Genomic DNA, 15,126 nt, shown 5'->3' with positions numbered 1-15,126 from the left:
TTTTGAGTACTAAAGTATTTTTAATAACACCGCCTTTTACCCAGTTAAATACGCCTTATCCGGCAACGGCATATCTTAAGGGATTCCTTAATACTAAAGGTATATCCTGTTTTCAGGCCGATTTGGGTATAGAGGTAATTTTAAAGCTTTTCTCAAAACAGGGGCTTACCGATTTGTTTAACCGCATAGAACAAAATGCTGAAAACCTAAGCCCGAATTCAGAACGTATTATAGCTCTTAAGGAGGAATACCTTAAAACCATAGATGCCGTAATGCTGTTCCTGCAGGGTAAGAACCCTACGCTGTCGCACCTGATATGTCAGGAAGATTTTTTACCCGAGGCATCACGTTTTGCACAGCTTGAAGAATTGGACTGGGCATTTGGCAGTATGGGAACTCAGGATAAGGCGAAGCATTTGGCTACGCTATATCTTGAAGATATATCCGACCTTATTGTAGACTGCATCGACCCGCATTTTGGGTTTAGCCGTTATGCCGAAAGGTTAGGGCGCTCTGCAAATTCGTTTGATGAATTGTATGAAAGCCTGCAACAGCCCTATACTTATATTGATGAGCTACTGATTGATATCCTTCATGAAAGGATGAGGGAAGTTAATCCTGTGCTTGTTGGTTTTTCGGTACCGTTCCCCGGCAATTTATATGCAGCTTTCAGGAGTGCACAGTACATTAAAAAGATATTTCCTGATGTAAAAATCAGTATGGGAGGCGGGTTCCCGAATACCGAGTTGCGTTCGCTTTCGGATGGACGTGTAATGGAGTTTTTCGATTTTATTACGCTGGATGACGGGGAAGCTCCGGTAGAATGCCTTGTAGAATATCTTGAAGATAAAAGAAGTCTGAATGAACTTAAGCGCACTTTTGCACTGGTAGACGGAAAGGTAACTTATATTGATAATTCGGCCTGCAGGGATTATAAACAGAGTGAGGTAGGTACTCCCGATTATTCTGATTTACTGCTTGACGACTATATTTCGGTTATAGAGATTGTAAACCCTATGCACCGCATGTGGAGTGACGGAAGGTGGAATAAACTGACCATGGCTCACGGTTGTTATTGGGGTAAGTGTACTTTTTGTGATATATCATTAGATTACATAAAAATTTATGAGCCTGTTGCCGCAAAGCTTTTGGTAGACAGAATGGAAGAGCTTGTAGCACAAACAGGGCAAAACGGTTTCCATTTTGTGGATGAGGCTGCACCTCCTGCCTTAATGCGTGAAGTGGCTTTAGAGATTATCCGAAGGAAACTGGCAGTAACCTGGTGGACTAACATACGTTTTGAAAAAAGCTTTACGGCCGATTTATGCCGATTGCTAAAAGCATCCGGTTGTATAGCGGTTTCAGGCGGACTTGAAGTGGCTTCCGACAGGTTATTGGAACTGATACAAAAAGGGGTAACGGTGGCTCAGGTAGCAAGGGTAACCCGCAATTTTACCGAAGCCGGTATTATGGTGCATGCTTACCTTATGTATGGTTTTCCAACGCAAACAGCACAAGAAACTGTAGATTCGCTTGAGATGGTTAGGCAAATGTTTGAACTGGGAATACTACAGTCGGGGTTTTGGCACCAGTTTGCTATGACAGCCCATAGCCCTGTAGGAATGTATCCTGAAAAGTTTGGTGTATTAAAGGAAACTGAAGCCATAGGTTCTTTTGCCAATAACGACATTGTACATATAGATAAAACAGGTACTAACCACGATAAATTCAGTTACGGACTTAAAAAGTCTCTCTTTAACTACATGCACGGTATTTGCTTTGACTATCCGTTACAGGATTGGTTTGAGTTTAAGGTACCGCGTACTAAAGTGCAACACGATTATATTTATAACGTACTGCATGAGGAAGATAGTTTTACGGTTAAGCCTACCGCAAAAGTAGTATGGATAGGAGGGAAGCCAACGGTATCCTACTTTACAAAAAACAAAAAAGGCCACACTTTTGAGTTGGCCGCATTTACTTTTCACGATAAAAAGGAGAGTTATACCATTCAGGTTAATAAAGAACAGGGCGAATGGTTGGTTATATTATTACAGCAAATAGCAGTGACTCCGGATAATAAGGTAACAGGATTCCAGCAGGTAAAGCAAAACTACGAAGATGCAGGGCTGGAAGATTTTGAACTGTTTTGGTATAGTAAACCCGTAAACACTTTACGCGAATACGGGTTGCTTATATTGTAACTGTAATTACTTTTGCTTATTTCTGTCGTCGATAATTTTCTGATATGATTTTTTCTGATCTTCAGATAATAACGGAAGGATTTTTTTATCAATCTCCTCACTTATCGCATTGAATTTATCTTTTAAAACCTGGCGGGTATCACTTTCGTTATTAGACAGTTCAAGTATCTGGTCTTTGTGATCGTCATAAATTACCTTAACAGCAGCTTTTTGAAAATCATCCAGCTTAAGTTCTTTAGCAAGGTATTCAGACATTACTTCCGAAAGGTCTTTAGGCTTTTCATCTTTTTTCTTATGTGTATCAGGAGCCCTTCTCTGAGTGTCTATTCTTCGGTCAACACCCGGTCTGTAACCGGAGTTGTAATAAGGATCGTAACCGTAACCATACTGAGCCATAGCTTCGTGTCCGGTAAAAAGAAGAAAGGTAATAGCCAAAAGTTTAAAATATTTCATGATGCAATACTTTATAATAAGGTCAAACTTAATGATTTTTAAACAAAAAAGCTAAAGTTCATCAACTTTAGCTTTTAGGTATTATTCTGTGGCCATGTTTGCCGGTACACCATACAGGTCAAACTCGGTGGCATCAGTAATCTTAATATCTGTAAACTCTCCTGTTTTAAGGTAAGTTAAAGAAGCATCAATGAGTACTTCGTTATCCACATCAGGACTGTCGAATTCAGTTCTTGCCACAAAGTGGTTCCCTTCTTTACGGTCGATGATACAACGGTAAACCTGCCCTATCTTTTCCTGGTTAAGATCCCATGAAATTTGCGACTGTATTTCCATTATTTCGTTAGCGCGCTGTTGTTTTACTTCAGCAGGTACGTCATCCTCAAGAAGGTAGGCATGAGTATTCTCTTCGTGAGAGTAGGTAAAGCATCCAAGACGCTCAAAACGCATTTCCTCTACCCAGTTTTTAAGTATCTGGAAATCCTCTTCGGTCTCTCCCGGATAACCTACAATAAGGGTGGTTCTGATAGCCATTCCCGGCACGGTTTCCCTAAACTCTTTTAATAGTTTGGTTGTTTTTTCATAAGTAGTACCACGGCGCATAGACTTAAGTACATTATCACTTATGTGCTGTAGCGGAATATCTATGTAATTACATATTTTAGGCTCACGCTTCATTAGTTCAAGCACATCCATCGGGAATCCTGTAGGGAAAGCGTAGTGTAACCTTATCCATTCTATACCTTCAACTTTTACAAGGTTTTCAAGTAGTTCGGCAAGATTACGTTTTTTATAAAGGTCAAGACCGTAGTAAGTAAGATCCTGAGCAATAAGTATAAGTTCCTTAACTCCGTTTCTTGCAAGGCCTTCGGCTTCCTTAACCAGTTTTTCTATCGGTTGGGAAACGTGTTTACCCCTCATTAACGGGATAGCACAAAAACTGCACGGACGGTCGCATCCTTCAGCAATTTTAAGGTAAGCGTAGTTTTTAGGAGTAGTTGTTAAACGCTCCCCTAAAAGCTCATGCTTATAATCGGCTCCAAGTGCCTTTAAAAGTAACGGAAGCTCTGTAGTGCCAAAATACTGGTCTACATCAGGTATTTCCTTAACCAAATCCGGTTTGTATCGTTCAGAAAGGCATCCGGTAACAAATACTTTGTCTACCAGTCCCTGTTCTTTCTTGTCAACATAATTAAGGATCATGTTAACCGATTCTTCCTTTGCATTATCAATAAAACCACAAGTGTTTATAACAATAATGTTTCCTTCCTCATGTGCAGGTGCTTCGTGGGTAACATCTTTACCACTGGCTCTAAGCTGGCCCATAAGCACTTCGCTGTCATAAACATTTTTAGAACACCCAAGTGTTACTACGTTGATTTTATTTTTCTTTAACGATTTGGTTCTCATGTACTTGAAAATTGGAGTGCAAAATTACGCTTTTTATTGATAAACAGGAGTATATAGCGTTAAAATTTATGTGGAAAGGTCTATAAAATAAAAACCGCCTCTCTTTTGTAGGGGCGGTTTTTAAAGTAACTATGTAAGATGAAAATTTACAGATCCATAGAATATGAAACAGTAACATTATTGTTGCAGCTGTTTATTCTTGCAGAATCGGTTAATGCTGCGGTTAATAAAGGCGCATCCGATTTTCTGTTAAAGTAAGAGTAGGTCAGGTCTAATCTTGATCCCCTGAAGTTAAAGCCTAAACCTCCCGAGTATCCGGTAAGGTCGCCCATTGTATAACCATTTTTATAAGGACTTTGCTCAAAGCGGTAACCACCTCTAATACTTACACTTTTAATACGGTATTCAATACCAGCACGGAATTCACTTGCTAAATCCAGAGTGCTTCCAAGCTGGTCGTTAATCATGTCGTAACCCCTGCTTGTAAACTTGGTATTGCTATAGTCTTTAAGTGAGTAATCGATACTTATAAGTCCCGACTGCCCAAAAATATAAGCTAAGCTTCCGGTATATTTACCAGGTGTTTTAAGTCCGTAATCGTCCATAATAAAAGTCATTCCCGGGTCGGTAACAACGCGGCTGCCATTGTTTTGAACAATTATGTTTTGTGTGATTTCATCCTGAAGCCTGTACCATGTAGGTGACTCATAAGCAAGTCCTAAACGGAAAGCTTCGGTAACTTTTGCAATAGCACCAAGGTTAAAAGAGAAGCCTCCTCCATATGTGTATCTTTCGTTATTGAAACGAACGGCTTCTAAGCCTGTAGTTGGATCCTGATAGTCTTCGTAAACACTATAGGTTTTAATATAATCGGTAAAATGTGCATTTAGGTTAGCCCCAAGATAAAGCCAGTTAGAAAACTGTCCTGCAAAGTTAATGGCCACCTTGCCGTTATATCCCCTTGTAGAAACACTGTTTTCGTTATAGTAGGGTCCTGCGGGAACATTGCTGGAATAAGTAGTATTGTCCGGAGTATTTACATCGGGGTTAAACATGTAACCATTGTAGCCTAAGTAAGCCTGCTGGTCTATAAAGTTCAGGTCTTCATAGTAAGCGTTGTTAAGTGCGCTTAGCGGAATTCCTCCTTCATTACCTATGCCGTTAGCATATCGCAGAAAATACCTGTCTATAGAGTTGTTTGGGTTATAGCCTGCAGAGAAAATACTGTTGTCAAAATTATCTGTATTTTCATAGTTAAATGCTATGGCAAACTTTTTAAGAGTAGCATTTTCATTGGAGTTGTTAAAAACAAAAACAGCACCAAGCTGGTTTAATTCTATTGAATTATCGTTCTTTTTTGTGTTTGTGCCAAAGTAATTGGATTCGTTAGTGATATTAAAACTCGTTAACGAAACTGTACCTGCATTGTAATTGAAAACTGCCGAACCTGCCGGGTTTACATTAATGGCAGAAAGATCGCCGCCCAGTGCTCCAAAAGCACCGCTTAATGCGCGGAAACGTGCAGTACCTGTAAGGTTGCCGGTTGCATATCTTACAGCATCTTCAGGAGTATTTAGGTCCTGCTGAGCGTGTAAAGCTGCTGCAGTTAATGAAAAAGCAGCAAGGAATAGATATTTTTTCATAGTCAATTGATTTTGAAAAGCTCCATACTGTTTTGTCAAATAGCATGGAGCCGTATTATTGGTTAATTATCCTCTTCTTCCACCGCCGCCGCCACCGGATCTACCGCCGCCAAATCCGCCGCCTGAGCTTCTTGAAGGAGAAGGACTGTAAGACCTGCTTGGTGATGAGCTGCTTCTTGAAGGAGTATAATTATTATTACTTCTTGTATTGCTTGAAGGAGTATATTCTCTGTTACTGCTGCTTCTGGTAGCTCTTGATGAGTTAGAGTAAGAACTTCTGTCGCTGGTGTTGTTACCTCTTGATCTTACTGTAGAACTGTTTCTGGACATAGAAGATCTGTTAGGGGTATAAGAAGAATTCCTTCCGGCTACATTGCTTCGTCCTGTTTGATAGCCTCTGCCTGCAACGTTACTTCTTCCGCTTATACCGCTTCTGTTTCCGCCATAAGCAACGTTAGATCTTCCTGCGCTGTATGGATAACGTCCGTTGTAGTCATTATAGTAATAAGCGTGTCCGTAAGGGTAGTAGCCCCAGTTTCCGTAGTAGCCGCCCCAGCCATAGTATGGGTAACCCCATCCGCCATAGCCGTAACCCCAGCCGATGCCAACATTCCATCCGCCCCATGAGTTCCAGCCAAGGCCCCAGCCCCAGCCGCCTCCGTAGTAAGGATAGCCCCAACCGCCATAGCCCCAACCATAGTAAGGATAACCCCAACCACCATAGCCATAGCCGTCATAAACATTTACGGTTATGTTGTCAGGATTTTCACCCCAACCTGGGTAAGAGTTAGTTGTATATGCGTTGTTGTAGTTGGTAACACTAACAACAGAGTCGTTTTCTGTAGTAGCCTCATCATCATATACAGGGTATTCATTTTTTAAAGATTCGAAGTAACCTTTATAGTTTGTGTTTTGTCCTGAAACATTTCCGTCTCTGTACTGCTGTACGTTTCCGTCGTTGTAAGTATAAACAGGATTGTTGTTGCTGTCACGGGGAACCGAACCATAAATACCGTCATTATAAGAAGAGGTGTTTTGGTAAGAACCGCACGAGACTACGGTAAGGGTCAAAAACCCTAACAGGGTATGCAGGGAGATTGTACGTAGTGTGAAGTAGTTAGTTTTCATAACGCTGCATTTTTTTTATTGTTGGACTAACAAAAATAGTTAGTTTTGCCAAACAGTTAGTAATATATTTTAAGAAAACAATATTTGTGCCAATTTAATTGAAATGAGTAAGAATTTAACTAAACGATCAGAAGATTATTCCAAATGGTATAATGAACTGGTTGTAAAAGCAGACCTTGCTGAGAATTCAGGGGTTAGGGGATGTATGGTAATCAAACCATACGGCTATGCAATTTGGGAAAAAATGCAGGCAGAGTTAGACAGGATGTTTAAAGAAACAGGACACCAAAACGCTTACTTCCCCTTATTTATACCCAAATCTTATTTTAGTAAGGAGGCGAGCCATGTAGACGGCTTTGCAAAAGAATGTGCTGTAGTTACTCATTACAGGCTTAAAACAAGTGAAGACGGAAAAACCATAGAGGTAGACCCTGATGCTAAGCTTGAAGAAGAGCTTATAGTTAGGCCTACTTCCGAAACCATTATATGGGATACTTACAGAAAATGGATACAATCGTACCGCGACCTGCCTATTCTTGTTAACCAGTGGGCAAATGTAGTGCGTTGGGAAATGAGAACCCGTTTGTTTTTAAGGACTGCAGAGTTTTTATGGCAGGAAGGACATACTGCTCACGCAACTAAGCAGGAGGCAATAGCCGAAGCTGAACAAATGATGAACGTGTATGCTGAGTTTGCTGAGAACTTTATGGCTATACCCGTAATAAAAGGGGTGAAAACGGCTAACGAGCGTTTTGCCGGAGCAGAGGAGACATATTGTATTGAGGCTTTAATGCAGGACGGTAAGGCACTACAGGCAGGTACTTCGCACTTTTTAGGGCAAAACTTTGCTAAAGCGTTTGACGTTAAGTTTGCCAACCAGGAAGGTAAGCAGGATTATGTTTGGGCAACCTCATGGGGTGTTTCCACACGCTTAATGGGAGCTCTTGTAATGACGCATAGTGATGATAACGGACTTGTGCTTCCGCCAAACCTTGCGCCTATACAGGTAGTGATTGTTCCTATTCACAGAAGTGATGAGCAGCTTGAAGAAATATCGGCAGAGGTTAAAACATTAATGGCTCAGCTAAGAAAACTTAATATCTCTGTTAAGTATGACGACAGGACTACGCATAAACCGGGATGGAAGTTTAATGAGTATGAGCTTAAGGGTGTTCCTGTAAGAATTGCCGTAGGGCCAAAAGATCTTGAAAACGGAACTTTTGAAGTTGCACGCCGAGATACCCTTACAAAAGAGATAGTGGCTAAGGCTGATATCGCAAATTACATTCAGGATCTTCTTGAAAAGATACAATCTGAACTGTTTAATAAAGCTATTGAGTACAGAAATTCACATATTACTGAAGTAAATTCTTTTGAAGAATTTAAAGATATTTTAGATAATAAAGGTGGTTTTGTAGCGGCTCATTGGGACGGTACAGGAGAGACTGAAGAACGTATAAAAGAACTTACTAAGGCTACAATCAGATGTATAGCTCTTGATAGGGTAGAAGAAGAGGGTAAATGTGTGCTTACAGGTGCGCCATCAAAGGGCCGAGTGCTGTTTGCAAAGGCGTACTAAAAAAAATAAAAAATTTTTGTTTCAGCTATTGCGTAAATAAAAAATAGTTGTACATTTGCACCGCAATAATGAAACAAAAACGGTCCGTTCGTCTAGGGGTTAGGACGCCAGGTTTTCATCCTGGTAACAGGGGTTCGATTCCCCTACGGACTACAAGATTGAAGTTCTAATATTTTTTACTGAGAATAATCCAAAAAGGACTTCAGAGTAACAAAACAATGGTCCGTTCGTCTAGGGGTTAGGACGCCAGGTTTTCATCCTGGTAACAGGGGTTCGATTCCCCTACGGACTACAAATTTTATATAACAAGATATTTAAGTTAACAAAATGGCAAATCACAAGTCAGCTTTAAAAAGAATCAGAAGCAACGAAAAGAAAAGAGTGTTGAACAGGTATCAGCACAAAACTACTCGTAATGCTATTAAAGCAATACGTTTAGCTACAGATAAGAATGAAGCTTCAGAAAAATTATCTTCTGTTATTTCAATGATTGATAAGTTAGCTAAGAAAAACATCATCCACGCTAACAAAGCTTCAAACTTAAAATCAAAATTAACTAAGCACGTAGCAGCTCTTTAATAAGAGGATAACTACTTGTTAAGATATAAAATTGAAGCTCCTGGATCATCAGGAGCTTTTTTTGTTATGTTGATTTTTGTTTCTTTTCATTAGCTTCAGCTATATCATCGCTATCAGGTTTTTCGCCGTGTTGTTCAAACTGCGCTCCTTTGTCAAGCTGTAGGCTTACATATATAGGAAAATGATCTGAACCGCAGTTATTAAGCCGTTTCATGCATGCAAACTTAAAGTGCGGAGATGCAAATGCATGGTCTAAAGGGAACCGCATAAAAGGGTACTGCGCATGGAAGGTGTTAAAAAAACCTCGCCCTATCCTTGGGTCCAGCATACCGCTCATTTTTAAAAACAGTTTTGTAGTATAGCTCCATGCCACATCATTTAGATCACCCATTACTATTACCGGAAATTTACTTTTTTTGCATAAATCTGCTGCAAGCAAAAGTTCCTTATCTCTTTCGGTAGATTGCATATTTTCGTTTGGTACCGGTGGTGTAGGGTGCAGCGCATATAGTTGGATTTCTTGACCGCTTTTTAATAGTACTTTGGTGTGGATAGAGGGGATATCATCTTCTACCATATATTTTACTTCGGTGTTTTTAAGTTCCAGTTTGGAGTATAAGATCATTCCGTATGTATTTTCAAGCGGTACGAGTTTGTTGTAAGGGTAAGTTTCTTTTAACTGCAATGTAGCATCAGCCCAAAAATTATCGGTTTCTATAAGCAGTACAATATCAGGGTCTGCCTTTTTTATTTCTGTAAGGCATCCCTTTGCATTACGGTTTTCCTGATATACGTTTGCAATTACTATATCTATAGTGTTAGCTTTATCTGTACGTTTGACTGTAAGCATCTGTTTTTTTGCAAGAGGCGTAAACGGCAATATATGATAAAGCAGGTAAATAATATTAAGGGATATTATAGAAAGTATAGTTGCATATTCTATTGCCGGGCCATCATAATAAAATAGTATTAGAACCATGCAGATAACAGAAAGAGTTAGCTTTTGCAGCCGAGGATAATCAAAAATCCTGAAAGTCCAGTAATCATTTCTTACAAGTGGTATGATGGTGAAGAGGATAATAAAGGCTGTGAAAATTATTAAAAAAGTATTCATTTATTAAGCTATAAGTTATGCTAAAGCACTGAGTTACTTCAAATATACTTATTTGCTTTTGTAATAAGAAGACTGTTAATTGTAATTTAACTAATGTTAATTTTAGGTGTGATAAAGATTATAACAATCTTAAGTGTCTCGTTTTTAGTGTTTTTTATATCAAAATAAAGTGTACCTTTGCAGCTTCAAAAAAAGAAAGATGGCGTCTATAAGAAACATTGCAATTATTGCTCACGTTGACCACGGTAAGACTACGCTGGTTGACAAAATTATGTACCATTGCCAGTTATTCCGCGAAAACGAGAACACAGGCGACCTGATACTTGATAACAACGACCTTGAGCGTGAAAGAGGTATTACCATTACTTCTAAAAACGTATCGGTAGCTTACAAGGGAACGAAAATCAACATTATCGATACTCCGGGCCACGCCGACTTTGGTGGTGAGGTAGAGCGTGTACTTAACATGGCTGACGGTGTATTACTTTTAGTTGATGCTTTTGAAGGGCCAATGCCACAAACTCGTTTTGTACTTCAAAAAGCTATCGACCTTGGCCTTAAGCCATGTGTGGTTATCAACAAGGTGGATAAAGAGAACTGTACTCCGGAAGAAGTACACGAAAAGGTATTTGACCTTATGTTTGAGCTTGGTGCAGAAGAATGGCAGCTTGATTTCCCTTCGGTATACGGTTCTGCTAAGCAAAACTGGATGAGTACTGACTGGAGAAACAAAACTGAGAACATAGAGCCGCTTCTTGATATGGTACTTGAGCATATTCCTGCTCCTAAAGTATCTGAAGGTACTCCGCAATTACTTATCACATCTCTAGACTTCTCAAGTTTTACAGGCCGTATTGCTATCGGTCGTTTACAAAGAGGTGTTTTAACAGAAGGAATGAATGTTTCTCTTGTTAAGCGTGATGGTAAAGTGGTTAAATCTAAATTAAAAGAGCTTCACACTTTTGAAGGGCTTGGCCGTAAAAAAGTAGAAAGAGTAGAAGCAGGAGATATTTGTGCTCTTGTAGGTCTTGAAGGTTTTGAAATTGGTGATACTGTTGCTGATTTTGAAAATCCTGAAGCATTAGCAACTATTGCTATTGATGAGCCTACAATGAGTATGTTGTTTACAATTAACGACTCTCCTTTCTTTGGTAAAGAAGGTAAGTTTGTTACTTCAAGACACATTAAAGAAAGATTAAACAAGGAGCTTGAGAAAAACCTTGCGCTTAGAGTTAATGAGACGGATAGTGCCGACAAATTCATGGTGTTTGGCCGTGGTGTACTTCACTTATCAGTTCTTATAGAAACTATGAGAAGAGAAGGATATGAGCTTCAGATTGGTCAGCCTCAGGTTATCATCAAAGAAATAGACGGTGTTAAATGTGAGCCTATCGAAGAGCTTACTATCGACTTACCGGAAAACCTTTCAGGTCGTGCAGTTGAGTTTGTAACTATGCGTAAAGGTGAGATGCTAAGTATGGAGCCTAAAGGTGAGCGTATGATAGTTAAGTTTATCATTCCTTCACGTGGTATCATCGGTTTAAGAAACCAGTTACTAACGGCTACAGCAGGTGAGGCTATCATGGCACACCGTTACTTAGAGTACCAACCGTTTAAAGGTGAGATTCCTGGACGTATTAACGGTTCATTAATCTCTATGGAGAACGGTAAGGCAATCCCTTACTCTATTGATAAACTTCAGGACAGAGGTAAATTCTTTGTTGATCCTAACGAAGATATTTACGAAGGTCAGGTTATTGGTGAGAACTCTCGTGGTGATGATATGGTTGTAAACGTTACTAAAACTAAAAAGTTAACTAACGTTCGTTCATCTGGTGCTGATGATAAAGCAAGAATTATTCCTGCTATCAAATTCTCATTAGAGGAGGCATTAGAGTACATCCAGAAAGATGAGTATGTAGAGGTAACGCCTAAGAGCTTACGTTTACGTAAAATCTACCTGAATGAAAATGACAGAAAGCGTTTTAAAATCGCTTAATGATATAAATAAAAAAATCCCGCCAATCGGCGGGATTTTTTTATTTAGTTTCTTCGATTTCTTCCGTTGCTACATCTTCATCTTTAGTAATAGGAATATTCGACTTTTTGATGCCTAACCCTTTCCAAAATGCAGGAGGATATTTGAGTTGTAGACTATCGGCATTGCCCATCCATCCTTTTGTAAGGTTAAGTTCGTAACCTTCTTCAAGCTTTTTATATTCTGTGGAATTTATTGCCATCATATCCCAGTCTCCGGTAAATTCAAGACTGTCAAGGGAAGAAGGATAATCACCATGCCTTACTTTGTAAAGTTCTATTAGGGATAGGGTTGTTTTAAAATGTTGGTCACCAAATTGTTCATTTGCCTGTTTTTGGAATTCTTTCATTTTTTCAGAACAACTGCAAAGTAAAAATGCGGGTAATAAAGCCGCTAACAGGATTTTTTTCATAAAGAATTTTATTAAGATGTATAAACCGATTATCTAATCATACTAAAATGTCCCTTAACAGTTCGGCCATCGTCAAGTTTAATAACATACCAGTAGTCGGTAGATGGTAAACGGTTTCCGTTATATGTTCCGTCCCATCCGGAGCCTTTCGGGTCTATATTGGCTATGAGCTTACCGTAACGGTCGTAAATATATATGGTACTGTTTTGGTAAAATTTAAAATTCATGCCAACAATGTCCCAAGTATCATGTACACCGTCGCCGTTTGGAGTAAAGAATTTAGGTATGGAAAGTATAGATATCTCTTTAAACACTACACCACAACCATTCACATCAGATACATATACAGTATGTAGCCCGGGTTCTACCTTCTCAAAGTGATTGGACTCCTGAAAAGGACCGTGGGGTCTATCTATACTGAATTCATAGGTTGTATTAACTCCTCCGGTTGGAGAAACATGAACGGTTACTGTATTGTTATCTGTAAGATCTATAATGTCAATATCTTCTATTATGGCAACGTCTGACGGAATAACTGTAAAGGTTTGCGTTTTAGAGCAGCCGTGTGCATTGGTTACGGTAACAGAAAAAGTGCCTGAACGTGTAACCTGTATGGTAGGGGTAGTACGCCCGTTAGACCACTCATACGTATACTGTGCTCCTGTAATACCTGTGCTTAAGGTAACAGGATCGCCTGTATTGGCACATATTCTTGCTTCGGCAGTATCGTCTATTCCCGGAACACCCATTGTACCTATGGTAAATGTTGTTATTGCATAACAGTTGGTGTTGTTTTTGTTTTGTACACGGGCATAAATTGTTTGGGGATCGGATGTGTTGTTATAACTGTCCGGATTTAAAGCCCCGGATGATAATTGGGCATTAGTTAACGATTCATAGTACAATACTTCATAATCCTCCGGATCCTGATTGCCTAAAATGGTGTTTGTATTATCGCCAAGTGTAAAGTTTTCTATACCGTCACTACCTGTATCACATTCTCTAAGATTATCAGCTGTATTGGCTACAGGAACTTCTGCAATAGTAACATTTTGAGAAAAGGTAAAACTCTCTCCCGTATATTCAATAATAGCAACCACATTATAAGTGCCGGCATCGGTATAAATGTGGGTAGGGTTAATTTCTGCAGATGTAGGACTTCCGTCACCAAAATCCCATTCTATGCTGTCGAACTCGTTGGTAAAAGCAAGAGTAAATTCAGAAGTATCGCCAAGGCAGGTGTTTTCAATCTCTATACTGGCATAAAAAAAGGAGGTAATAAACGGAGGCAGTCCAAAAAAGCAGCTTGTTCCGTTAGCTAATGTTATTCCGTTTTGCTGATAACCGCAGGCAGCTCCTGTTTCTTCAGGGTTGTTAATAACATCCAGATTTTGCGAGCTTACAACGGCTCTGTAAATTTTACCGTTAGGCCCTAACTGAAGCGTTCCTGATTGCGGGGTGTCTGCAATAAAAATTTCTGAACCGGGAATATTAGCAGCTTCAAGATTATACTGGTATATTCCGCTAATAACATTTGCCGTATCATAACATGCATATAGCTTTTTACCCGAAGGTGAAAATTCAACTCCATACGGCTGACCATTTTCTTTTATCGGTAGTGGATTGGATACCGCTCCCGTACTGTTATTAAAATCATACAGGTATACCATACCATTTGAGGCTGATCCTCCGGTTTCGGTGCCTACCTGCATGTGGGCAATGGCAAGTTTATTTCCTGTGGGCGATATTTTTAAACAACCTATAGCATTTCTCCTGTATCCTGAAGTTGGTATTACAGGTAATAACTGGCTTACTACCGGTGTCTCGTTAACACCATTGGCATCTACTAAAAAAGAATAAAACCGGTCTACAAATTGTGTAATTACCCAATACCCTGTACCGTCGGCATTTTTTACGGCGGTTATCTTTTCAGAACATTTGTACTTAATCTCTTCAATATTTGCAGGGTTGTAAGTAACAAGGTGAACATTTCTTGTTGTTATATCACCTTCGCTGCCATTGGCGCCGATTACCGAAAGGTCTACTATAGAATAATTGAATCCGTTGTTGAGTCCGTCGTCTGAAGCGGGAATAGTACTGCCGTCTGTATACGGTCCGGGAAAAGGATCAGGGTAGGTTGCGGCATTTTCATGATGGGGTTCATCTACAGTAAAAATATAATAGATATTGGGGTCGTCGGCTTTTGGTACTATAATGCCCGATTGTGTACTTGAGGGGTCGCCAAGCAAACCTGTTCCGCCCAAGTAATTTCCGTTTGGCATTATAATGTGGTTTTTATCCCAAACGGTGCGCCCGTCTGTATAAAATAGTAAGTTGCCCTGTGCATCTGAGATTGAACTACAGCCTTCATTGGTTGTCATATTACTGTCGGCCAGTGAAACTACAGAACCGTCGTCAAGAAAATGTATACCGGCATTATTGCCAAAATACCAGTAATTGGCTTCTTTTTGGGCAAAAGCAAATACTGTAAAAAACAGTAATAAGAATAAGGTGATTTTTTTCATAGCGGAAAAATATTTAACGGACTAACGTTAAATGATTTATA

11 protein-coding genes and 2 tRNA genes are annotated in these 15,126 nt (G+C 39.6%); 6 read left to right on the top strand and 7 right to left on the bottom strand.

All coding sequences use genetic code 11. The features are described 5' to 3' along the window. The first annotated feature begins 2 nt into the window (after positions 1–2). Positions 3–2,204, top strand: coding sequence for a B12-binding domain-containing radical SAM protein (locus FUA48_RS17945; protein ID WP_147584872.1), 2,202 nt, complete (start codon positions 3–5; stop codon positions 2,202–2,204). Positions 2,205–2,210: 6 nt separating this feature from the next. On the opposite strand, the gene FUA48_RS17940 is transcribed toward FUA48_RS17945, so the two are convergent. The 4 genes from FUA48_RS17940 to FUA48_RS17925 all read right to left on the bottom strand — a co-directional run bounded on the left by FUA48_RS17940 (position 2,211) and on the right by FUA48_RS17925 (position 6,838). Continuing rightward, positions 2,211–2,657 carry a hypothetical protein gene (locus FUA48_RS17940; RefSeq protein WP_147584871.1) on the bottom strand — a complete coding sequence of 149 codons (447 nt, stop codon included), beginning with the start codon at positions 2,655–2,657 and terminating at the stop codon, positions 2,211–2,213. An 81-nt stretch (positions 2,658–2,738) separates the two neighbouring features. Next, positions 2,739–4,067 (bottom strand): 30S ribosomal protein S12 methylthiotransferase RimO, encoded by a 1,329-nt coding sequence (gene rimO, locus FUA48_RS17935; protein ID WP_147584870.1) that lies wholly within the window; start codon positions 4,065–4,067, stop codon positions 2,739–2,741. 146 nt (positions 4,068–4,213) lie between these two features. Then, a complete protein-coding gene (locus FUA48_RS17930) occupies positions 4,214–5,710 on the bottom strand; it encodes an OmpP1/FadL family transporter (protein WP_147584869.1) in 1,497 nt (498 codons plus the stop codon). 66 nt (positions 5,711–5,776) lie between these two features. After that, positions 5,777–6,838, bottom strand: coding sequence for a hypothetical protein (locus tag FUA48_RS17925; protein ID WP_147584868.1), 1,062 nt, complete (start codon positions 6,836–6,838; stop codon positions 5,777–5,779). 103 nt (positions 6,839–6,941) lie between these two features. Between FUA48_RS17925 and proS the strand changes: the two genes are divergently transcribed. The 4 genes from proS (at position 6,942) to rpsT (ending at position 8,996) form a co-directional block, all read left to right on the top strand. Next, positions 6,942–8,417: a proline--tRNA ligase gene (proS, locus tag FUA48_RS17920; RefSeq protein WP_147584867.1), complete on the top strand. Its 1,476-nt coding sequence runs from the start codon at positions 6,942–6,944 to the stop codon at positions 8,415–8,417. Positions 8,418–8,498: 81 nt separating this feature from the next. Beyond that, positions 8,499–8,570: transfer RNA gene (locus FUA48_RS17915), tRNA-Glu, on the top strand. Positions 8,571–8,637: 67 nt separating this feature from the next. Further along, positions 8,638–8,709 (top strand) — tRNA-Glu (locus FUA48_RS17910). A gap of 35 nt (positions 8,710–8,744) precedes the next feature. Next, complete coding sequence (gene rpsT, locus FUA48_RS17905; protein WP_129751792.1) at positions 8,745–8,996, top strand: 30S ribosomal protein S20; 252 nt, start codon at positions 8,745–8,747, stop codon at positions 8,994–8,996. A gap of 64 nt (positions 8,997–9,060) precedes the next feature. On the opposite strand, the gene FUA48_RS17900 is transcribed toward rpsT, so the two are convergent. Continuing rightward, entirely contained in the window at positions 9,061–10,110 is a 1,050-nt protein-coding gene (locus FUA48_RS17900) for an endonuclease/exonuclease/phosphatase family protein (protein WP_147584866.1), read from the bottom strand. Between the two features lie 199 nt (positions 10,111–10,309). Between FUA48_RS17900 and typA the strand changes: the two genes are divergently transcribed. Next, positions 10,310–12,109, top strand: a complete 1,800-nt coding sequence (typA, locus tag FUA48_RS17895) for a translational GTPase TypA (protein WP_147584865.1) — start codon at positions 10,310–10,312, stop codon at positions 12,107–12,109. A gap of 40 nt (positions 12,110–12,149) precedes the next feature. Here the strand turns inward: typA and FUA48_RS17890 are convergent, their stop codons facing one another. Both FUA48_RS17890 and FUA48_RS17885 read right to left on the bottom strand, forming a co-directional pair. Continuing rightward, entirely contained in the window at positions 12,150–12,560 is a 411-nt protein-coding gene (locus FUA48_RS17890; RefSeq protein WP_147584864.1) for a hypothetical protein, read from the bottom strand. Positions 12,561–12,589: 29 nt separating this feature from the next. Then, positions 12,590–15,085, bottom strand: coding sequence for a T9SS type B sorting domain-containing protein (locus FUA48_RS17885; protein WP_147584863.1), 2,496 nt, complete (start codon positions 15,083–15,085; stop codon positions 12,590–12,592). Positions 15,086–15,126 lie beyond the last annotated feature (41 nt).

Source organism: Flavobacterium alkalisoli (genome assembly GCF_008000935.1).
Taxonomy (GTDB): Bacteria; Bacteroidota; Bacteroidia; order Flavobacteriales; family Flavobacteriaceae; genus Flavobacterium; species Flavobacterium alkalisoli.
The sequence above is the reverse complement of the archived record's forward strand: the minus strand, read 5'-3'. Positions and strand labels throughout refer to the sequence as shown.

Bases quoted from the DNA above. Each gene is read 5' to 3' on its own strand.
- FUA48_RS17940 (WP_147584871.1), bottom strand. From the start codon at position 2,657: ATGAAATATTTTAAACTTTTGGCTATTACCTTTCTTCTTTTTACCGGA.
- rimO (WP_147584870.1), bottom strand. From the start codon at position 4,067: ATGAGAACCAAATCGTTAAAGAAAAATAAAATCAACGTAGTAACACTT.
- FUA48_RS17930 (WP_147584869.1), bottom strand. From the start codon at position 5,710: ATGAAAAAATATCTATTCCTTGCTGCTTTTTCATTAACTGCAGCAGCT.
- FUA48_RS17925 (WP_147584868.1), bottom strand. From the start codon at position 6,838: ATGAAAACTAACTACTTCACACTACGTACAATCTCCCTGCATACCCTG.
- proS (WP_147584867.1), top strand. From the start codon at position 6,942: ATGAGTAAGAATTTAACTAAACGATCAGAAGATTATTCCAAATGGTAT.
- rpsT (WP_129751792.1), top strand. From the start codon at position 8,745: ATGGCAAATCACAAGTCAGCTTTAAAAAGAATCAGAAGCAACGAAAAG.
- FUA48_RS17900 (WP_147584866.1), bottom strand. From the start codon at position 10,110: ATGAATACTTTTTTAATAATTTTCACAGCCTTTATTATCCTCTTCACC.
- typA (WP_147584865.1), top strand. From the start codon at position 10,310: ATGGCGTCTATAAGAAACATTGCAATTATTGCTCACGTTGACCACGGT.
- FUA48_RS17890 (WP_147584864.1), bottom strand. From the start codon at position 12,560: ATGAAAAAAATCCTGTTAGCGGCTTTATTACCCGCATTTTTACTTTGC.
- FUA48_RS17885 (WP_147584863.1), bottom strand. From the start codon at position 15,085: ATGAAAAAAATCACCTTATTCTTATTACTGTTTTTTACAGTATTTGCT.